This window comes from Streptosporangium sp. NPDC002544, from assembly GCF_040295965.1.
GTDB lineage: Bacteria > Actinomycetota > Actinomycetes > Streptosporangiales > Streptosporangiaceae > Streptosporangium.
Window position 1 is genome coordinate 63,293 of the sequence record NZ_JBEOWJ010000021.1, and the last position, 21,061, is coordinate 84,353.

Consider the following 21,061-nt stretch of genomic DNA (forward strand, 5'->3'; position numbering starts at 1 on the left):
ACGTCGGCGTTGCAGTACGACTGCGACGCCCACCCCTCGCGTCGCTGGACGCTGAGGCTGGCAGGTCCCGTACGGGAGGGCTGAACGGGCTCCCGTCCCGGCTCGGGTGACTCGGGTGAGAGGGCTCGCGGGAGTCGCCCCGGCCGCTCGCGGGCGAGTGCCCGGATGGTCCTTTCGCGAGGCCGGTCGGCCGTGCCGAAATTGACAGATTAATTTGTCTAATGGTTCCATCGGGGTATGTCCGCGACCGAGATGACGCTCATGGACGAGCCCGACCGCCTGCGCGTGGCGCTCACCCCGATCCGCCGCCGGCTCCTCGACCGCCTGCGCGAGCCCGCCTCGGCGGTCCAGCTCGCGGCCGAGTTCGACCTGCCGCGCCAGCGGGTCGGCTATCACATCAAGGTGCTGGAGGAAGCCGGGCTGGTCGAGCTGGTGGAGGAGCGTCCGCGGCGCGGCTTCGTCGAGCGCGTCATGCGCGTCACCGCCAACGCCTTCCTCGTCGACCCCGGCGTGCTCGCTCCGGCCACCGAGGTCGCCGAGACCGCCGAGTTCGACGAGGGGTTCCGTCGCGTCGCCGACAGGTACGCCGCCGAGCACCTCGTCGAGGTGGCCGCAGGCACCGTGCGCGAGGTCACCCGCATGGCGGCCGCCGCCGACCGGCAGGGCGTCCGGCTGCTGACGTTCACCGTCGAGGCGCGGGTGCGCTTCGCCGAGCCCGGCGACGTGCACGACTTCACCGACATGCTCGCCGAGGCCGTCTCCCAGGTCGCCGCCCGCTTCGACGCCCCCGGAGGGCGGCCCTACCGTCTCGTCGTCGGCGGGCACCCGGCCCCCGGCCCGAGAGGAACGGGTGGCTGATCCTCTCGCCGTGACCAAGGTTCGTTCCCCCCGCTGGAGGTATTCGATGACAGAGAAGCCGTTCTTCGTCGAGGTCACCATCGCCGCTCCGGTCGAGGACGTTTGGGGCGCGCTGCGCGATCCCGAGCGGATCCGGCGCTGGCATGGCTGGCACTTCGACGGCCTCGACAAGGAGATCGAGGTCATCTACCACCAGGATGTCGTCGAGTCGGCGGCCGAACACCGGCTGGAGGTCCAGGGCGGTGACCTGTTCGAGCTGACCGACCTCGGCGGCCGGACGCGCCTGCGGATCACCCGGGCCCCGCGCGGTGGCGACCCGGACTGGGACGCCTACTACGACGACGTCACCGAGGGCTGGATCACCTTCGTCCACCAGCTCGCCTTCGCCCTGGAGCGGCACCCGGGCGCCGACCGGCGCACCGTCTTCCTCTCCGGCGCGGCGGCCACACCGGTGCTTGAGGCCGCCGGTCTCGCAGCCGTGGCCGAGCTGCCCCCCGCGAGCCCGTACGAGCTGCCGGGGCCCACCGGCGAGACGCTGCACGGTGAGGTCCGGTTCCGCTCGGCCAACCAGGTCGGTCTCACCGTCGAGGGCTGGGGCGACGGCCTGCTGGTCGCGGCCCAGAGCCCGCCCTCGCACGTCAACCCGGGCGGCGCCGCGACGATGGTGCTCACCGCCTACGGCCTCGACGACGCGGCGTTCGCCGATCTGGAGTCTCGCTGGAACGCCTGGTGGGGGCGGAACTTCCGGCCGCTCTAGCGGGTGAACCCCCTGGTGGCGCGCAGACCGTGGTCGTGGCGCGGCCCCTCGCCTCCGGGGCGAATGAGCGGCACCCGGCCCGGACCCCGCCCGGCCGTCTTCGGCATGGGCCGTCCGACGCCGGAGCCGTTCTGGCCCGGACCATGCCCGCCGGGTTACGGGTTTGTCGGTCAGGGGCGTTAGCGTTCCGCGCATCACGGTCGCGGGTGCGGAGATCCCCGCGAACGTCGGCAATCCGTGCGTGGTGAGAGGCGGGATCCCTTGGGCTGGCTGGCGGCGGGCGACGGGTATGAGGTCGCTCTTGTGGAGGGCCGGGTGGCGGCGAGGGCCACCTCCGGCCGTGCGGCGGGACGGCGGCTGAAGTCGCTGCCCAAACAGGTGCGCGAGCATCCCGAGGTCGAGCGGCTGCGCCGCCTGGCCGAGTGGCTCGACCGGCACGAGGCCGCCTGCGTGGCGCGGGTGGACGCCTGGATGGTGTCATCCCTGCCCGTTCCCACCGAGCTGGTGGCCCGGGTGTGGCCGGACGAGGCGTGGCGGTCGGTGCTGCGCGACCTGGTGGTGGTCGGCGACGACGAGGTGGGTTTCCTGCGGGACGTCACGGACTCCGGCGAGCTGCGGATCGTGAACCTGGACGGCGAGACCGTCCGGTTGTCCCCGGAGACGGTGACTCTGCCGCATCCGGTGCTGCTGCCGGATCTGGAGGAGCTGAGGGAGTTCGCCGCGGAGCTGGGCGTGACCCAGCGCGTCGAGCAGATCCACCGGGCGACCTGGGACAGGCCGGTCGATCCCGCGGAGCCGGGAAAGCCCGGGGAGAAGGCCGCGGAGGTGAAGGAGTTCGCCGGGGGAAGGTTCGCCTCCCGGTTCGGCCTCGCCGCCCGCGCGACCTCGCTCGGCTACCGCGTTTCCGGCGGCTACGCCACCTGTGTGGTGCGCGACGCGGGGCGGAGCGCCGAGGCCGCCGTCTGGATCGGGGAACCCTACTGGGACGGCGCGACCGAGACGGGCAACCTGACCTGGCACGACCGGGAGGGCAGGCGGCTGTCGTCGCGGGAGGTCGGCCCGGTGGCCTGGTCGGAGGGAATGCGCATGGCCGCGGCGCTGTACGCCGGCCGCGACGTCGAGAAGGGAACGAACGCGTGAGCCGTACCACGTCGTCGCCGGGCACCCCGGCGATTCAGCCGTCCGGGGAGCCGGAGCGGGCCGAGGTCACGGGCGCGGCCATGGCCGGGGAGTTGCTGGAGGCCGGGGCTGTCCTGCCGTCCGGTACGAGCGGGGGCGGCGAGCGGGCGGTGCCGCTGACCGCGCGCGCCTACCGGCACCCCGGGCTGGCGGACCGGGTGGTGGTGCGCCTGGTCGCCGAGGAACTGGGCGCCGCGGAGGATGCCGCGGCCCGCTTCCTCGGGCTGGAGCCGGACGGCGAGCCGGTCGTCGTCGGGGTGGGCCTGCGGCGCTCGCTCGGATTCCCCGAGTGGGTGCTCGTGCATCACCCACGGGACGGCCACCACGCGCTCGCCCTGGTGCCGGAGCTGGACCGCGCGGGCAGGCAGGCGAAGTCCAAGCCGAAGGCCGCCCTCGACGCCTACCAGCGGCTCGCCACGCAGCTGGCCGGGGCCGTCCCGCACTTCCTGCCGACGTTCCTCGAACAGGCGGGCCGGGTGTTCCTCTCGGTGGAGAACACCGCCTATGCGGCGCAGCTGTTCACCCAGGCGCGCAGGGCCGAGACCGAGCACGGCCTGCCCGTCGACGAGGATCGCCTCGACGCGGTGTTCCTGGAGTTCGCGCTCGCGGGAGCCCTGCCGGTCAAGGCCCTGTCGGCGTACGCGAAGGAGCTGGCGGGCCGGGTGCCGGCCGACGAGGCGCTGCGCAGGGTCCACCGGTTGTGCGTGCGCCGCACGGCGGCCGGACTGTCGCCGTCCGCGCAGATGGCCACCGAGCTACGCCGCCTGGCCAGGGCCGCCGGGCGCGACGCGGACACCGAGGAGCAGGCGTACCTGGCGGATCTGCTCGGCCTGTCCGCCACCTCCGGGGCGCCGACGGGCTGGTGGAAGACGCATCGCCCCGCCCTGGTGGCCCTCGCCCGGAGGGAGCCCGCGATCCGCGGGACGCTGCTGAACATGATGCCCGCCAACGGCGACGACGAGATGCCCGCCCTCTGGCTGGAGGTGCTGGAGGCGTCGGGCGCCGCCGAGGGCCTGGTGGGAGGCGAGGAGGTACCCGAGCCCGAGCGTCCCGCCGACGGCACAGCGGGCTGGCTCGATCGTTTCCTGGGGGTCTGGAATCCCGGCTGGCGGTCCGGGACGCGGCTGCCGGGCCTTTACGCGCTGGTCGAGCGTATGGCGGTACGGCTGCGCGCCGAACTCGCCGCGACGGGCGGGGCCGTCCGGTTCAAACCCGACCCCGACCTGCTCGACCTGCTGCTGTCGCTGGAGGTCCCGGCCGCCGATCCCGGTGACGACGCGCTCCTGTCGCTGGAGTCCTGGGCCCGCGAGGAGGAGGGACGCGACCTGCTCGCGCTGGCCGCGGACCCCCGGTTCAGGCCCGCGTTCCACCGCGCGGCCGACAGGTTCTACGACGACACCGACGGACAGCGGGCGGTGCGCCGCCTGACGGCATCGCCCGGCGGCCGGACGATGCTGGCCGACTGGGTGGGCGGGGTCGCCCGGCGCTCGGTCGCCGCCGGCCTGCCGCAGCTGCCCGAAGCGTTCAGGCGGCTGACCTGGCTGCCCGGTGAGGCGCTGGCCCTCGCGGCGGAGGAGGTCGCCGAGGCGGCCCGCGCCGACCTCGCCGCCGAGCTCGCCAGGACGCTGCGCGGCGGGCTCCTCGACGAGCTGGGCTGGCCCGCCTGGGACGAGGCGGTCGCCGCCCTCGTCGATCCGAACAACCTGAACCGGATCGAGGTCGCCGACGCCTGGCCGAACCTGATCGTCTCGGGTCCCTCCCAGGCCAGGGTGATCGGCCCGGAAGGGACCGTGCTCACCCACGACCTGCGCCCCGCCCCGGACGGCACCTGGGGAGATCCCGGCTTCCACCACGTCGACGGCGAGCTCCTCGTCTACTGGCACACCTACGGCGCGGGCGACGAGCTGCGCGGATACTGGCACTCCTCGGCGGGCACGATCCTGACGCTGGAGGGGACGGACAACAGGTGGATGCTGGGCGCCGACACGATCACCCTGCCGCTGCCCGGCGGCGGGAGGGCCACGGGCGCCGGTGTGCTGTACCCGGGTGACACCGCGGTGCCCCGCAGGCGCCGGCTGATCGGGGACGGGACCTCGTTCTGGACATGGGACGGCGACGTCGAGCACTGGCGCGAGCACGACCCGTCCGGCATGGTGGACGGCAGGCTGAGCATGCCCGGGTTCCTCGCCGACGCGCTGCGCTCGGCACCGGCGGGCAGCACCTTCCACGGAGGCTGGGTGCTGCCCTTCGAAGGAGAGGCGACCCCGGCCGGCGTCCCGGTGGGCGGCCTGCTCGGCTGGCGGATGGTCCGGCTGCCCGACGGGTCGCTACGCGGTGAGGACCTGGCCGGTCGTGCCGTCACCCTGCGCGGCGGCCAGGACGGCCCCGGGCGACCGTCGCGCGCGGTGACCTTCCCCGGCGACGACCGGCCGCGTGCCCTCGTCGAGGACTACCGCGAGATCAAGCTGGTCGACCCTGAGGGCGCCGTCGTCACGACGGCCTTCACGGAGAGGGAGCCCGGACCCTTCGCGGAGGGCACCGTGCTGCTGCCGCCCCCGCGTTACTGGCACCTCATGCGGGCCCGTGACCTGGAGGGCTCACTGGCCCTGCGCGGGATCGACAGGGAGACGGCGGCGGCCCTGCTGAAGGCCGCGACTTCCCTCGACTCCGCGCGCGACTCCGCGCGGCTCGCGAACCCCGCCCAGCCGGGGCAGGCGCCGCCGCCCGTGCGCTCCGCGCGGGAGGAACTGCGCGAGCTGGTCCGCACACTGCTGCCGCGGCTCACCCACGACGCACTGGTCTCCGGGGTCGCCGGAGTGGTGGCGTTCGCCGCCGCCCAGCAGGCGACCCTGGACGCGGCGTCGGCCAGGCTCGCCGGTGCCCTCGCGGGCGAACAGGCGGAGCAGGAGCCGGACGGCCCCGATGACCAATCGCTCATCGAGGCGCTCAACGGCCTCGGTGTATCGGGCAACTTCTGGTCGCGGCGCGTGCTGTCTCGCGGGGTCCTCCGGCAGCTCCGGACGATCGGCCAGGAGAAGCAGGACCCCTCAGGCCCGATCGTCCGCCTCCATCTGGACGGCCCGGCGCTCGCGCAGTCCCTGCTGAGCTGGGAGCCGCTGCTCGACCGTTCGGCCGCGATCGCCTACCGGGCGGCGTCGGCGTTCGAACCCGAGCAGGCGGAGGCGCTGCGGAGGCTGCTCTTCGAGCTCGACGAGCTCGGACTGGCCTCCGCGGCCGAGCCCGCCTCGTGGCGCCGCCTCGTGGCGCACCTGGAGCACGGCTGGCTCGACGGTGCCCGGGACAAGTGGTCCGACAGCTACTGGCGCGGGGTGCTCCCGCTGGAGAAAGGCGCCTTCATCGCCTTCCTGGAGGCCGTCCCGGAGGACGACGGCTGTAGTTTCACGGCACTCTTCCACGACCCTGCCGGTCGCTTCGACGTCCCCCACCCCTACACCGTGCGCTCCCTGGGCCCGGTCGGCGAGGTCAGGCACGCGGGCTGGCTCGGGGAGTTCCTCGGGGAACTCGCCGGACGCGGTCCCGCGCCCTGGCGGCCGGAGGGTGCCGAGGAGTTCGCACGGCTCACCGGGGTCACCGCGACGACGGCCAGGCTGGTCGTCGCCGGGCTGCCGTACGTGGACACCTACCAGCGCAACTTCCTGCCCTCCGACGTGCGGACCGCGCTCGGCCTGAAGGCGGCTGAGGCCGCCGTCGCCAAGGACGAACTGCACCGGCTGGACGACGACGTCCGGCGCGAGGTCGTCGCCGCGCTGCTGCCCGCGAACCCGGCCGCACTGTGGACCGACGGCCCGGACGTGGCCGCCGCCGCACGGGTGTGGAACGGCAGGGTGGGACGGCGCGCCGCCGTCCCGGAGTGGCTCCTCGGGGAGGCGATCCGCGCGGTGCGCACCGGATGGGAGCCCGGCCGGGCACTGCCCGCCCTGCTCGACCCGGCCTCGGCACCGGAGCTCAGCACCGACCTGCGCTGGCGGGTGAAGGGCGACCGTGTCTCCCCGGTCGACGGCGCCGGCACCGGGTTCACCGAGTCCACGCTGGTCTCCACGGTCGCGCTGGCCGCGTGGCTGGCCCACCGGCTGCCCTCGGGCGATGCCGTGCGGGCCGCACTGCCCGCGGCGCTGGCCGCGGTCTCCGACCGGCTGGCGAACCCCGAGCTCCTGCTCGACCTGGGCCGCTACGTCGACCTCCCCGGATTCAGGAAGGTCGCCGGAGCCCCCACCGAGGTCGCCGAGGGCTGGGAACGCTACGGCGCGGTGATCATGGCCACCCATGACGACCAGCCCGCACCAGGCCTGCGCATCGCCCTGCTCGACGCGTCGGGGAGCGATCCCTACCTGCCCGCCCTGCGGGCCCTGACCGGTGACCAGGGGCAGCCGTTCCCGGTCGAGACGGCACTGCGCACCGCCCGCGACCCGCGTTTCGAAGCGCTCCTCGCCGACCCCGGAGACCCCGTGGCGGGGGAGCGCGCGGCCGACGGCACCTGGTGGCCGCAGGATCCCTCCCGTTCGGTGCCCGCGCTGCTCTCCGAGGCCGCGGAGCGGTACGGGCTGGGCCAGGACGCCGCCACGCTCTACCTGGCGCTGCTCGCGATGCCGGACCCCACGGACAAGAACGTCACCCGGTGGACCGGATGGAAGCCCGCGCGGTTCAAGGCGGCCCGCGCCGAGCTGGCCGCCACCGACCTGGTGGTCGAGGCCGGCCGCGCCCGAGCCGGTCGCTCACTCTTCCTGCCGGGAGCCTGGACGGACCTCAAGGTTCCGAACCTCCCGCTCGAACAGTGGAAGCTCCCCATGTTCGACCTGCTCGGCGCGGAGGGCGCGCCGCTCGGCGTGGCCGTTCCCATCGAACCCGCCGCCGATCTCTACGCCAGGGCATGGCAGCGGGTCCGCGACGGCGACATCCCCCGATTCGAGGAGCTTCGCGTGCGGCGCGGCAGGCGCCGCTGAGGAGGGGCGGGCTCCGCCCCCCGCGACCCGCTCACCAGGAACCACCGGTTCTCAACGGCCCGATCGGCCGGACCGCGCACGGGCTCGCCCCGCGTGTTCCGGCCGGCCGGGCAGTACGACAGACAGAAGGATCTCTCTCGATGACCATGACCGAACAGACGGTCCCCCCGGCGCCTTCCGGCCGGCAGACGCTGCCGGCCGAGGAACGGCACGCCGCCGAACTCGCCTTCCTCGCCGCCCACGACGACGGCCCCCGGCCCCCCGGCTGGTCGCTGACCCCGCGCGCGGTCGTCACGTTCGTCTGCGGCAGCGAGGGACAGACCCTCGAACTGCCCGGATCCCGGCCGGCGAGCGTGGGCGAAGGCCCCGATTCGCCCACCCGGCTCGTCATCGCTCCCAAGTTCGTCGGCGAGCGCTCCCTGGTGGAACGCTGCGTGGTGACCCTCGCCGGTGAGCGCGGCCTGCTGCTGGTCGGCGAGCCCGGCACCGCCAAGTCGATGCTCTCCGAGCTTCTCGCGGCCGCCGTCTGCGGCACGAGCGCGCTCACCGTGCAGGGCACCGCGGGCACCACCGAGGACGCCTTCCGCTACGGCTGGAACTACGCCCTGCTCCTGGCCCAGGGGCCGAGCCGCCAGGCGCTGGTCGACTCCCCGGTGCTGTCCGCCATGCGATCCGGGCGGGTCGCCCGGATCGAGGAGATCACCCGCTGCCTGCCGGAGGTGCAGGACGCCCTGGTGTCGATCCTGTCCGACCGTCGCCTCAGCGTGCCCGAACTCGCCGGCACGCCCGACGCGCTGACGCCGGCGGCCCCGGGCTTCACCGTGATCGCCACGGCCAACCTGCGCGACCGGGGGGTCTCGGAGATGTCGGCGGCGCTCAAGCGCCGGTTCAACTTCGAGACGGTCGCCCCCATCGCCGATCCCGCCGCCGAGGCCGCCCTGGTGCGCGGACAGGCCACCGCCGTGGTGCGACGGGCCGGCGCGGCCTTCGGCGTCGACGACGCCGTGCTGGACGCCCTGGTCACCGTCTTCCGGGACCTGCGCTCCGGCCGCTCGGCCGAGGGCTGGGACGTGGAACGGCCGGGAACCGTGATGTCCACCGCCGAGGCGGTGCAGGTGGCGGCCTCCCTCGGGGTGGCGGCGGCCTACCTCCCCGGCGGGGACGTCCTCGACCTGGTGCCCGGTCACCTGCTCGGCGTTGTCCGCAAGGACGACCCGGCCGACCACGCGCGGCTGCTCGGCTACTGGGACGGCCCGGTGCGACGCCGCGCCGAGGACGGTTCCGCGATGTGGCGCCGCCTCTGGGACCTGCGGGAGCACCTGCGTTGACCGGCGATCGGCAGACGAGCGCGCAGGGCACGGGCGCGGGGGACGCGCATGCCCGGGGAACGACAGGTCAGGGCTCCGAGGTCTCGGACCTGGCCCCACGGAAGGGCGGCACCGGGGGGCCGGCCGGTCCCCACCCCCGGGAGGCGGTCGACGCGCTGGCCGGGGCCGCGCGGCCCTACCTGCTCGGCGTGCGCCACCACAGCCCCGCGCTGGCGACGGCGGTTCCGGCGCTGCTCGACGCCGCCGGAGCGGAGGTGGTCTGCGTCGAGTTGCCCGCCGACTTCCAGCCGTGGCTGGTCCACCTGGCGGATCCGGCCACCCTCGCACCGGTCGCCCTCGCCGGGACGGGCGGCGACGGGCGGCTCGGGTTCTACCCGTTCGCCGACTTCTCGCCGGAGCTGGCCGCCATCCGCTGGGCGCGCGAACACGGGGCCGAGGTGCTCTGCTGCGACCTTCCGCTCTCCGACCCCGGCTGGTCGGAGAGCGACCGGGCTCGGCCGGACGCCCGGCCGAGCCCGGCGGAGGTGCCGCCGGCCAAGGCCTTCGCCGATGCCCTCACCGCCTCGGCCACGGGCAGGGAGGGGGACGACATGTGGGACCGCGCCGTCGAGGTGCTCGCCCCCGGGTGCCCGCCCGAGGCGGTACGCCGAGCGGCGCTGGGCGTCGGCTGGGCGCTGCGGCAGGACGCGGAGGCCTCGGGCGGGGTGCCGGCCGGTGACCTGGTCCGTGAGGCGCACATGCGCGGAGTGCTCGCGGGGGCCGTCGCCGGCGGCCGGCGGGTCGCCGCCGTGATCGGCGCTTTCCACGCCCCCGCCCTGATCGCTCCCGATCAGGTGGTCCATGGGGGCGACATCGGCGCCCCCGGCACTCCGGCGGCCAAGGACCCCTCGCCCGCCACATCACTCGTCCCGTACGCCTTCGACCTGCTCGACTTCAGATCCGGCTACCCGGCGGGCATCCGTGACCCGCGCTGGCAGCAGGCGGTCCTTGCCGCGTGCGGCGATCCCGGGAAGATCAGGGACGCCGCCGCCCGTACGATCACCGAGCTCTGCCGCGAGCTGCGTGCCGCCGGGCACACGGCGGGCACCGGCGAGGCCGTGGAGACGCTCCGGCTGGCCTGCGACCTGGCCCGGTTGCGCGGCCTGCCCGCGCCGGGGCGCGGCGAGCTGCTGGAGGCGGTGACGACGGTGCTCGGCCAGGGCGAACCCCTCGGGCGCGGCCGGGCACTCGCCCGCGCCCTCGAGACGGTCCTGGTCGGCACCGAGCGCGGCAGGATCGCGCCGGGCACGCCCCGGTCCGGGCTCGGCCCCGCGGTCGAGGCCGAACTGGCGGAGCTGCGGCTGCCCCATCCCGGCGATCCAGGTCCCCGCGAGGTCCGCCTCGACCCGCTCCGCTCCGACCTGGATCGCCGCCGTGAGATCCTGCTGCAACGCCTGCTGGTGTGCGGAACCGGATACGGCCGGCCGACCGAGGTGGCGGGCACCGGTGACGCGACGGCACTCACCACCCGCTGGTCGCTCTCCTGGACCCCCTCGGTCGCCGCGCTGCTGGACCTGGCGGGCATCCGGGGTGTCACCGCGGCTCTGGCCGCCGCGGGGACGCTGCGCGAGACCTTCCGCGGGGAGTCCGCCGAGGGCGGCCCCACCTGCGCGGCGATTCTCACCGGACTGCGGGCCGCGGCCGCCTGCGATCTGCGGGACCTGGTCGCGGACCGCATCGAGGACGCCGCCGCCGTGCTCCCCGCCACCGCGGGGCTGCCCGACCTGCTCGAGGCCCTCGACCTGCTGGAGGCGCTGCGCCGCGAGCACCTTCCAGGAACCACGCCGGAGAGCCGGGAGCGGGCCGCGGGGCTGTTCGGCACCCTGCTGGAGGCCGCCGTACGGTCCCTGCCAGGTCTGGCCGGCAGTGACCGGCCCGAGGACGCGATCGCCCTGACGGCGCTCGCCACCCGCTCCGCCGAGCACCGGCTCGGCCTGCGTCTCGACGACGCGCTGGGCACGCTCGCGCGCACCGGCTCACCGCTCGTCCAGGGGGCCGCGCTCGCCGCCCGGGTCCTGCTCGACCTGGACGCGCCCGGCACCCTCGGGGCCCGAATCGCGGGATGGGTCGACGGCGCCACGGGCCCGGAGGGGCGCCATCGCCTGTCCCGCGCGCTCGCCGGCCTGCTGGTCGCCGCGGGCCCGCTCCTGCAGTCGGCCGCCGAGGCCCTCGACCCGCTGCTCGACCGTGTCGACGGCCTCGGCGACCAGGGTTTCCTGGATCGCCTTCCCGCACTGCGCGGTGGTTTCGACACGCTCACCCCGGCGGCACGGGACCGGTTGCTGCGAGCCGTGACCGACCGGCTCGGCGACCGGCTCGACCTGGCACTGAGCGCCCCGCCCGAGATCCTGGCCCTTTGGACCGCCGCGGACGCCGCCGGGCTGGCCGCGCTGAACGCCCTGCGGCTCCGCGTGCCCGGCATCTCCCCGCCACCGGCCGAGGCGATCACGGTCGCCGGGGAGCCGGCCTCCCCGGCCGTGCCCGCGGGAAGGACGGAGCCGGTGCCCCCGGTGGGTGGGGAGGCCGCCTCGCGGCGACTCGCTCCGGCCGACCGGTGGCGGCTGCTCCTCGGCAGGGAGACCGGGCGACTGCCCGCCGACGCCAGGCGTTACGCGGACGCCCTGGACGAGCTGTACGGGATGGGGAGGGGAGAGGGCGCGGCCGACTTCGGGCCCGGCGGCGACGGTGGCGGGCAGGGCGTGTCCTTCCCCTCCGCGCGCGAGTGGGCAGCGGAACTCGACGCCCTGTTCGGAACCGAGGTGCGGGAGGAGGTGCTGGCCCGTGCGGCCGACGGCGGGCGGACCGACGTACTGTCCGAGCTCGACCCCGACACGGTACGCCCGTCGATCGAGCTGCTGACCTCTGTCCTGTCCCTGGCGGGCGGGCTGCCCGAGCAGCGGCTGGCCCGGCTCCGTCCGCTGGTCCGCCGCCTGGTCGCCGAGCTGGCCAGGGAACTGGCCACCCGGATGCGCCCGGCGCTCACCGGCCTGGCGACGCCACGTCCCACCCGCCGTCCCGGCGGCCGGCTCAACCTGCCCGCCACCCTCCGGGCCAACCTGGCGCACACCCGCAGGACCGGCGACGGCAGGGTTCTCGTCGTCCCGGAACGGCCGGTCTTCAGCACGCGGGTCCGCAACGAGGCCGACTGGCGGCTGGTCTTCGTGGTCGACGTCTCGGGCTCGATGGAGGCCTCGGTGGTCTGGTCCGCGCTGACCGCGGCCGTCCTGGGAGGCGTTCCCACCCTCTCCACCCATTTCCTGGCCTTCTCCACCCAGGTGATCGACCTGACCGACCGGGTCGCCGATCCGCTGTCCCTGCTGCTCGACGTGCGGGTCGGCGGCGGTACCCACATCGCCGCCGGGCTCGCCCACGCGCGCTCCCTGGTCACCGTGCCGAGTCGCACGCTCGTCGTGGTGGTCAGCGACTTCGAGGAGGGCTATCCGCTCGGAGGGCTTCTCGGCGAGGTTCGCTCCCTCGTCTCCTCCGGCGTGCACCTGCTGGGCTGTGCCGCCCTGGACGACACCGGGGCCCCGCGCTACTCGGTGCCCGTCGCGCGTCAGCTCGTCGCGGCCGGGATGCCCGTCGCCGCACTCAGCCCGCTCGCCCTCGCCCGCTGGGTGGGCGACCGCCTTCGAGGAGAGACTCGTTGAACCTGCCAGCCTCCGCCTCCCCGGCCGGGCAACTGCCACCGGTGGAGCCGCATGTGGTCGCCTCGGCGGTAGAGGACCTCACGCCCAGGCTGCGGAAGAAGCTCGACGCGGCGATCGAGCGCTGCGCCGGGCTCGCCGCCACCGCCTCAGGGCAGGTCGTCTCCATCAGCTGGGGCGAGGACGCGGTGGTCACCCTCACTCCGGGCCCTTCGGGGACGATCGCCGACCCCGGTGCGGCCCGGTGCGGCTGCCTGCTCGCGCCCCGCTGCCTGCACCGCGCCGCCGTACTGAGCGCCTGCCCGGTCGCGGAGGCCGGCCTGCCCGAGACCTCCGAGCCGGTCGCCGACGCATCACCCGGTTCGGACGCGGACCCGGGCGCGACCCCCGCCCCGGCTACCGGCCAGAAGACTGCACAGCAAACGACCCAGGAAACTGCACAGAACACGACCGGGAGAGCCACCACGGAGGCCGGTCCCGGGTCCAGGCAGGTGGCCGCCGCGGCCGGGTTGTGGGATGCCGCCGCCGCGGTGCTCGTAGGCGGGGTGCCCGGTGCCGGGGCGGTACCCCAGGCGGAGCTGCTCCGCGCTGCCCACACCGCCAGGCTGGCGGGCCTGCACAGGGCCGAGGCCGCTGCCCTGCGCGTCGTGCGCGGCCTGCGTGCCGCTCGCGCACGCCATGACGGCCACCGCCTGGCCGACCTGGTCTCCGCGTTCAGGGAACTCCTGCTGACCGCGGGCAGGCTCGCCGCGGCCGACCCCGATCCAGCCCTGGTGGGAACCGCGCGCCGCGCCTACCGGCAGGGCGAGGCACTGAAGGTGTACGGGGTCTGCCGGGAACCGGTGATCAGCGTCACCGGCTACGGAGGGGTGGTCACCCACCTCGTCGCCGAGGACGGCCGCTGGTTCTCCGTCGCCGACGTCAGGCCCGGAGGATCGGCGCGTGCCCGCGGTGCCGGCACCGCCACGGTCGCGCTCGGCGCCGCGGCTCTCGACCACGCACGGCTGGCCAGAGGGGGACTGCTGATCTCCGGCGCGACGATCTCGCCCGAGGGCCGTCTCGGTGCGGGTCGCGGCGTGCGGGCCAACCCCGTCGCGGGCCTGTCCTGGTCGGCCTCGCCGCTGGCGGCCCTGTTCGCCAAGCCACTTGCCGAGACCGCCGGCGTGACATTCTCCGGGGACCCCTGGGGCGATCCGCAGGACGGCGGGGGAGCGGGGCAGCCGGTCGGATGCGACCTGGTGATCGTCGGCGCCGAGGGAGACCGGGTGCTCGCCCGCGAGCTGCCGCCCCGTGCGGAGCCGGAGGGCGGAGCGGATGCGTTCCCCGCGTCCGCCGGACGTTCCGGCGCCGACGGCTCCCTCCGGGGACCGCTGGTCCGGCTCGCGCCGGCTGACTCCCATCCCGATCTGGCCCATGTCGCCAACCTGCGGCAGCTCGCCTCCAGGCCGGGGCTGAGGGTACGGGTGATCGGCAGGTTGGACCCCGACAGGGCCGCCACCCTGCGCCCGCTCGCGATCGGGCCGGTTCCCGGAGCCGGTCCGACGTTGCGCCTGCCCGCCGAGTGGATGGACCGCGCCGATCTCGGATACGACCGCCTGCGAGGTTCCCACCTCCCGTCTGGCGAGGACTGCCGGCCCTGGGAGGAGGCGGCCGAGGCCGGTACGGACCCGGTGGCGGCCGCACCCCTGTGGCGGGCGCGCCGCCTGGTGGAGCTGGCCGTCTCCGGCGGACGGCGGGCGGTCGCGGAGTCCGCGCGGGGTGATTCCCTCGCCCAGCGGGCCGCGCTCCGCCGCGCGGGCTTTGCGACCGCCGCCGACCTCGTCGACGCGCTCACCGCGGAGGCCGACCGCCGCACCCGCGACGTGTTCGGCCGCCTGGCCGACTCCGGCGGCGACCGGTACGCCTGGACGTGGCTCGCCGCCGCCGTCCATCTCACGGCCACGGAACGGGCACTGGTCCGGGCGTCCTGGCACGACGGCCGCGCCCGATGTGCTCCCGGAGAGCGGGCCGGATGACACCCGCGTGGCGCTTCCCGGCGTTCGGCCGCCCCCGGGCGACCGCCCTCGCGGGTGCGGGCAGGAAGGACCGGATCAAGAAATGTCGCCGACGGCCGATAGCGTGCGCGGCATGAGCGATGAGATCACCGACTCCCCCACCGGTTGGGTCGCCAAGCACGCCCGCAGGTACGTCGAGTCGAACGGCGCGGAGGGCCACCTCTATCACGGCCGGCCGACGCTGCTGCTGACGACGGTCGGCCGCAGGTCCGGGGTGCGCCGGCGCACCCCGCTGATCTACGGCCGTGACGGTGACGCCTACGTGGTCGTCGCCTCCAACGGAGGGGCCACCGGCCACCCGCTGTGGTACCACAACCTGCTGGTCCTGCCCCAGGTCGAGGTGCAGGTGGAAGCCGAGACGTTCACGGCCCTCGCGCGGACCGCGACCGCCGAGGAGAAGCCCGCGCTGTGGCGGCAGATGGTCGGCATCCACGCCGAGTACGCCGGCTACCAGCGCAAGACCGACCGCGACATCCCGGTGGTGATCCTCACACCTGCCTGAGGTCCCAGGCCGGTCACCCGGTCATGACCGTGACACCGGGGCGGACCGGGCCGCCCTCGGTCTCGCCGGCAACGAGGCGGAGCGGGAGTTCCCGTCGTCCCGGCCGGCCGCCCTCACCGAGGTGGCACCGGAAAGCGGACGGGAACGGCCATGACCGCTCACCTGTACCGGGGATCTCGCGGCGGGGTCAGAGACGGGCCGCGGCCGTCGTGGTCGCGCGCACGGCTGCGATCTCATGGCAAGGTCGGGCGAGGTCGTGAGCTGTTCGTGATCTCATTTGGACCGCGACAATGCTGGCCACAAAGGGCAGTACGATCTACTGTAATTGACAATAAACCGTGCGTAAGGAGTGGGGCGTGGATCTCATCGTGCCGCCGGCGGAACGGGTGTGCTGATGGCCAGTCAAGCAAGCATCGGTGACCGCATCCGCAGATTGCGGTTGAGCAAGCACATGTCCCAGGCGCAGCTGGCCGGGCCAGACCTGTCTGACAGTTATGTTTCGCTCATCGAGTCAGGGAAGCGGAATCCCACTCCGAACGTCACGCGCCTGCTCGCCGAGCGGCTCGGCTGCGGCATCGAGTTCCTGCTCCACGGGATCGAGCCGCACCAGCGCGTCGACACCGGGCTCGCCCTGCGCCACGCCGAGCTGGAGTTGTGCCACGGGGATCCGGCCGTGGCGGCCGACCGTTTCGCGGAAACGGTCAGGGCCGCGGGCGACGACAACGCCGCTCTCGCCGCGCAGGCGAGGTTCGGCCAGGCTCGTGCGCTGGAGGCCCAGGGGCACACGGCGCAGGCGGTCGAGGCCTACGAGGGGCTTCGCCGCGAGGCCGCGGCGCACCCCGAGCGCCTTGCCGACCTGCCGGTCGTCGTGGCGCTCTGCCGCTGCTACCACCGAGCCGGTGACGCGCTACGCGCCCGGGATCTCGGACTGAACGCCCTGGCACAGGCCGTTCGGCTCGGGCTCGACCAGGGCACCCTGGCTCTCGACCTCGCCGTGGTGCTCGCCGAGACGGAGATCGACCTGGCATATGCCGAGCGCGTGCTGTCGGCGTCCGGCATGCCCGAGGCCGTCGACCGCGGTCCGGAGGTCCTCGGCCTGTGGCGGGCCAGTGCGGCCGCGGCGGAGAAGGACTCCGCGCTGGCCCTGCGGCTCGCGGAGGACGCCATCGCCGCCGGCCGGTCCACCCAGATGGCCTTCGACTACGCCCGGAGCGCGATGTGCTGGGCGTGGATCACCGCCGCGAGCCCCGAGGACGCCGGGCTTGACCGGGCGGGCGAGTTCGCCGCCTCCGCGGCCGAGGTCCTCACGCGCCTGTCACCCGGGGCGGTCGAACACGCCCGGAGCCTGATCGTGCTCTCCCGCGTGCGGCTGCGCGCCGGCGACGTGGACGCCGCCGCCGACCTGTCGGACCGGGCTCTCGGCCTGCTCGCCGGTGTGCGCGGGGCGGTGCCGGCCATGGCGTACGTGGTCCTGGCCGAGCTCGCCTTGGCACGCTCCAAAGACGGCGGCCCGGCGCTGGCGGAGGCGCAGGAGGCACTCGCCGATCCGGCCACCACGTCGGCCTCCCTCACCGACAGGCAGTCGGCCAGGCTCTGGCGCGAGATCGGTGACCTCTGGGGGCGGGCCGGATCGCCGGAGAGGCAGACGAACGCCTATCGCCGGGCGCTCGAAACCGTGGGGGTCTGCTCGCGGATGGAGACGCCACCCGGCTCGACGTGGCGTGAGGTGGTGACTCCCGCGATTCCGGCGCACCTCGGCGCTTCGCGCGGGGCGGCGGCCGGCTGATCGCCCGCGGGGCCGGATCTCTCCCCGCTCGTCGTGTCGAGCGGGGACGGAGCCGGTCGTGACGGGCCCGTTCCGGCCCTCGGTGTCGGGATTCGCCACACCGGGTGGGGCGGCCGGGTCGCTGTCAGAGCACCTCCGGCAAGCAGGGTGGCGAACACGAAGGCGCCGACAAGACTCTGCGGAGGGCATACCGGGCCGGCCAGGATCGGCTGTGGCGGCGGAGCGTCTTCCCGTGGATGAGACGGCGGTGTATCAACCGACCACCACGCGCCCTCGTATTCGTCGGTGTGCTGCGCGACGTACCCGAGGCTGAGCGGCACATCGCCGTTGACGGTGAGCCTCGCCGCGCGAAGACAAGCCTCGGCGTGGTGGTGCGCATTGCGATGGTTAGCAGTACTGCCGTTCCGCCGTTTCGCCGAGACGGTGGAGTAGGTGCGTCCAGCCGTGGCCGGTCTCGTGTTCGAGCAGGGGTGGCAGGCCGCTGTGTCGTAGGGTGAGCTCGGTGCCGCCGCCATCCCGGACGAGGGTGATTTCGACGCGGGAGCTGCCGGGCGGGATGTCGGGCACTCCGGGAGCGGCTTTCCAGCCGAAGGTGAAGACGATCCGTTCATAGGGCACGAGTTCGACGAACTGACCGCACATCACCGGGCGCGGGCCTTCCTGCATGTACACGCGCAAGGCGCCACCAGAGCGGGCGTCCAGTTCTGCCGCACCCCACCATTGGGCCAAGCGGGCCGGATCGGTGAAGAACGGCCAGATCGTCTCGGGCCGGGCCTGGATGCGCAACGTCTGCTCGATCGTCCTGCTCTCCCTGGCGCTCATCATGATCCCTTCACGTCGTCCTCACCGGTGCGCACGCGTTCCTCTCGCTCGGCCGCGTCCTTGAGTCGGCCAAGCGGGGCCGACCACATCGTCTCCAGGAACGTCGCCGCCTCGGCGAGCCCTTCGGGGCGTAGCCGATAGAAACGCCGGTTGCCGGCGCGACGGATGTCGAGGAGCCCGGCTGTGACCAGGATCCGCAGGTGCTGGGAGACCGCCGGGCGGCTGATATCGGGAAAATGCCGGGCGATGTCGCCCGCCGATACTTCGCGGTCGCGTACCAGCATGAGGATCGTGCGACGGGTCGGGTCGGCGACCGCTCGCAACGCCTCGTCCACCATCCACCGCCTTCCCTCAGGTCCGCTTGCGGCATCCGCCGGAGCTATTGTAAGTATTTAAGTAATATCTTACATACTTTTCGGATCAGGGGAAACGCATCATGACTGACAAGAATCGAGTCTCGACCTCAGAGAACGAGCGCCTGAACGTGCTGGTCGGCCGGTGGCGTTCACAGGGGCAGGCGGTCGCCACTCCGGTCGAACCCTCGATCCAGATCGCCGGATTCGACACATACGAGTGGCTAGGGGGTGGGTTCTTCCTCATCCACCGTGTGGACGTGCGCATCAACGATGACAGGGTCGAAGTCATCGAAATGATAGGTCCCTACGATCCGGCGACCCAGACCTATCCCATGCGCTCCTTCGACAACCAGGGCAACTTCGTCACGATGCGGGCGAGCGTGAACGACGACGGCGTCTGGACGTTCACCGGCGAAACAGAACGGGCCACACTGGTGATCGCTGAAGATCGCAACACCATGACGGCCAGGTGGGAACGCGTCGACAATGGCTCGGATTGGCGGCACTGGATGGACATGACCTTCACAAAGGTCTCCTGACCTCGGCCGCCTTCTCGGGGCGCCGCCAAGCTCCGGGCAAGTGGCAAGGGGACGCCGCCGCAATCGGCTCGCGGCGTAGGTCGAAGAGCAGGCTCGGGGCCGTACGTCGCCATTCTTATTAGGTTAGGCTAACTTAATCTTCGTGGCTCCCCCCGCGAAGAGCGCGTATATCCGGAGACGGCTGGCCGGCCTGTGTCTGCTCGGTGGCCTGTTGCTGCTCACCGTGCTGGCAGGCATCGCGATCGGCGCCAAGCAGATCCCGCTGGACCAGGTCCTCTCGGGCGTGTTCGCTCCCGACGGCTCGGAGAACGCGCTGATCATCCAGGAGCTGCGGCTGCCGCGCACGCTGCTGGGGGTGGCCGTGGGGGCGGCGCTCGGCCTGGCGGGCGCGCTGATGCAGGCGCTGACCCGTAACCCCCTGGCCGAACCCGGTCTGCTCGGCGTCAACGGCGGCGCGGCGATGGCGGTCGTGACGGTGGTCGGCCTGTTCCGGGTGGACGAGGTCCTCGTCTACGTGTGGGCGGCGTTCCTCGGGGCCGCCGGGGCCGCGCTGCTGGTCTACGTGATCGGGTCGCGCGGCCGTTCCGGCGCCACCCCCGCGCGGCTGGTCCTGGCGGGAGCCGGGATCAACGCGGTGTTCAGCTCGCTGACGGCGGGGGTGATGCTGCTCAGCCCGCGTGGTTTCAACGGCTTCCGGTTCTGGCAGGTGGGCTCGCTGTCCGGACGCGACCTCGGCGTCTTCGCGCAGATCGGCCCGTTCCTGCTGGCGGGGACGGTGCTGGCGCTCTGCCTGGCGCGCCCGCTCAACGCGCTGGCGCTGGGGGAGGACACGGGACAGGCGCTGGGCGTACGCGCGGGCCGGACCCGCGCGCTGGGGGCGCTGGCGGTTGTGGTGCTGTGCGGCGCCGCCACGGCGGCGGTGGGGCCGATCGCCTTCGTCGGGCTGGCGGTGCCCTTCGTGGCCCGGGCGCTGGTCGGCCCGGACCAGCGCTGGGTGCTGCCGTACTCGCTGCTGCTGGCGCCGGTGCTGCTGCTCGGCGCGGACATCGTCGGTCGCGTGGTCGCGCCGCCCGGCGAGCTGGAGACGGGCATCGTCACCGCGTTCCTGGGCGCCCCCCTGCTGGCACTGATGGTCCGTCGCGGAAGGGTTCCCCAGCTGTGAGCATGAATCGTGTGCTGCGCGTCGGGAGCATGTCCGTGCGGTGGCGGCCGCGGGCCGTCGCCGTGTGTGCCGTGCTGGCGGGCGTCGCGCTGGGGGCGGCGGTGCTCGTGGTCGGCAGTGGAGACTTCCCCGTCTCCGTCACCGAGGTGGTGGAGGCGCTGGCCGGGCGGGGAGAGCGCGCGACGGAGTTCATCGTGCTCACGTTGCGCCTGCCCAGGGCCGTCACCGGCCTGCTCGCCGGGGCGGCCCTGGGCCTGAGCGGTGCGATCTTCCAGAGCATCACGCGCAACCCGCTGGGCAGTCCCGACCTCATCGGGTTCACCACGGGTTCGGCCACCGGCGCGCTGCTGCAGATCCTGGTCGTCGGCGGCGGCACCGCCGCCATCGCGGCCAGCTCCGTCCTCGGTGCGGTGCTGACCGCGCTCGCCGTCTACCTGGTGGCCTACCGCGGCGGGGTGCACGGCTACCGGCTGGTACTGGTCGGGGTCGCCGCGGCCGCGATGCTGGAGTCGTTCAACGCCTACCTCGTCACCCGGGCCGAACTGCGCGAGGCGTACGAGGCGGCGTTCTGGCTCACCGGCAGCCTGACCGGCAGGGGCTGGCCGCACGCGTGGCCGCTGGCCCTGGCCATGGCCGTGCTCGTTCCGGTCGCGATGGCGTTCGGGCGCCGGCTGCGGATGGGGGAACTCGGAGACGACGCGGCCCAGGCGCTCGGTGTGCCGGTCCAGCGGACGCGGGCCGCGCTGGTGGTGACGGGCGTGGGGCTGGTGGCGGTGGCGACCGCGGCGGTGGGACCGGTCCCGTTCGTCGCGCTGGCCGCACCGCAGCTGGTGCGGAGGCTCACCCGCCGGCCCGGCACGCAGCTCGTGCCGGCCGCGCTGATGGGCGCGGCGCTGCTCGTCCTCAGCGACCTGGCGACGCTGCACCTGCCGGTCACGCCGCCGGTCGGTGTGGTCACCGGTGTGCTGGGCGGCGTCTACCTGATCTGGCTGCTGTCGACCGAGGGGATGCGGGGGCGGGCGTGAGCGGGTCGCACGGTTGGCCGGAGACGAGCGTTGACGCCCGAACATC

14 protein-coding genes are annotated in these 21,061 nt (G+C 74.0%); 12 read left to right on the forward strand and 2 right to left on the reverse strand.

What is annotated here, in order from left to right:
* Positions 1-237: 237 nt before the first annotated feature.
* The 9 genes from ABT061_RS28905 (at position 238) to ABT061_RS28945 (ending at position 17,111) form a co-directional block, all read left to right on the forward strand.
* Positions 238-858, forward strand: coding sequence for a helix-turn-helix domain-containing protein (locus ABT061_RS28905; protein WP_350923805.1), 621 nt, complete (start codon positions 238-240; stop codon positions 856-858).
* A gap of 46 nt (positions 859-904) precedes the next feature.
* Complete coding sequence (locus ABT061_RS28910; protein ID WP_350923807.1) at positions 905-1,615, forward strand: SRPBCC family protein; 711 nt, start codon at positions 905-907, stop codon at positions 1,613-1,615.
* 261 nt (positions 1,616-1,876) lie between these two features.
* Positions 1,877-2,755 (forward strand): DUF4132 domain-containing protein, encoded by an 879-nt coding sequence (locus ABT061_RS28915; protein WP_350923809.1) that lies wholly within the window; start codon positions 1,877-1,879, stop codon positions 2,753-2,755.
* Positions 2,752-7,755 carry a DNA-binding protein gene (locus tag ABT061_RS28920; RefSeq protein ID WP_350923811.1) on the forward strand — a complete coding sequence of 1,668 codons (5,004 nt, stop codon included), beginning with the start codon at positions 2,752-2,754 and terminating at the stop codon, positions 7,753-7,755. Before ABT061_RS28915 ends, ABT061_RS28920 begins: the two co-directional genes overlap by 4 nt.
* A gap of 140 nt (positions 7,756-7,895) precedes the next feature.
* On the forward strand, positions 7,896-9,083 hold the full coding sequence (locus ABT061_RS28925; RefSeq protein ID WP_350923813.1) for an ATP-binding protein: 1,188 nt from the start codon (positions 7,896-7,898) through the stop codon (positions 9,081-9,083).
* A complete protein-coding gene (locus tag ABT061_RS28930) occupies positions 9,080-12,772 on the forward strand; it encodes a vWA domain-containing protein (RefSeq protein ID WP_350923815.1) in 3,693 nt (1,230 codons plus the stop codon). The genes ABT061_RS28925 and ABT061_RS28930 overlap by 4 nt, the downstream gene beginning before the upstream one ends.
* Positions 12,769-14,784: a hypothetical protein gene (locus ABT061_RS28935; protein ID WP_350923817.1), complete on the forward strand. Its 2,016-nt coding sequence runs from the start codon at positions 12,769-12,771 to the stop codon at positions 14,782-14,784. The genes ABT061_RS28930 and ABT061_RS28935 overlap by 4 nt, the downstream gene beginning before the upstream one ends.
* A gap of 112 nt (positions 14,785-14,896) precedes the next feature.
* Positions 14,897-15,325, forward strand: coding sequence for a nitroreductase family deazaflavin-dependent oxidoreductase (locus ABT061_RS28940; protein WP_350923819.1), 429 nt, complete (start codon positions 14,897-14,899; stop codon positions 15,323-15,325).
* A gap of 394 nt (positions 15,326-15,719) precedes the next feature.
* Entirely contained in the window at positions 15,720-17,111 is a 1,392-nt protein-coding gene (locus tag ABT061_RS28945; RefSeq protein WP_350923821.1) for a helix-turn-helix domain-containing protein, read from the forward strand.
* Between the two features lie 387 nt (positions 17,112-17,498).
* On the opposite strand, the gene ABT061_RS28950 is transcribed toward ABT061_RS28945, so the two are convergent.
* Both ABT061_RS28950 and ABT061_RS28955 read right to left on the reverse strand, forming a co-directional pair.
* Positions 17,499-17,936 (reverse strand): SRPBCC family protein, encoded by a 438-nt coding sequence (locus ABT061_RS28950; RefSeq protein ID WP_350923823.1) that lies wholly within the window; start codon positions 17,934-17,936, stop codon positions 17,499-17,501.
* The gene (locus ABT061_RS28955) at positions 17,933-18,271 is read right to left on the reverse strand and encodes an ArsR/SmtB family transcription factor (protein WP_350923825.1); all 339 of its coding nucleotides are present in this window, start codon (positions 18,269-18,271) and stop codon (positions 17,933-17,935) included. The genes ABT061_RS28950 and ABT061_RS28955 overlap by 4 nt, the downstream gene beginning before the upstream one ends.
* A 98-nt stretch (positions 18,272-18,369) precedes the next feature.
* Between ABT061_RS28955 and ABT061_RS28960 the strand changes: the two genes are divergently transcribed.
* The 3 genes from ABT061_RS28960 to ABT061_RS28970 all read left to right on the forward strand — a co-directional run bounded on the left by ABT061_RS28960 (position 18,370) and on the right by ABT061_RS28970 (position 21,015).
* The gene (locus tag ABT061_RS28960) at positions 18,370-18,828 is read left to right on the forward strand and encodes a DUF1579 family protein (RefSeq protein WP_350923827.1); all 459 of its coding nucleotides are present in this window, start codon (positions 18,370-18,372) and stop codon (positions 18,826-18,828) included.
* 142 nt (positions 18,829-18,970) lie between these two features.
* Complete coding sequence (locus ABT061_RS28965; RefSeq protein ID WP_350923829.1) at positions 18,971-19,990, forward strand: FecCD family ABC transporter permease; 1,020 nt, start codon at positions 18,971-18,973, stop codon at positions 19,988-19,990.
* A 2-nt stretch (positions 19,991-19,992) separates the two neighbouring features.
* On the forward strand, positions 19,993-21,015 hold the full coding sequence (locus ABT061_RS28970) for a FecCD family ABC transporter permease (protein ID WP_350923972.1): 1,023 nt from the start codon (positions 19,993-19,995) through the stop codon (positions 21,013-21,015).
* The last annotated feature ends 46 nt before the right edge of the window (positions 21,016-21,061 follow it).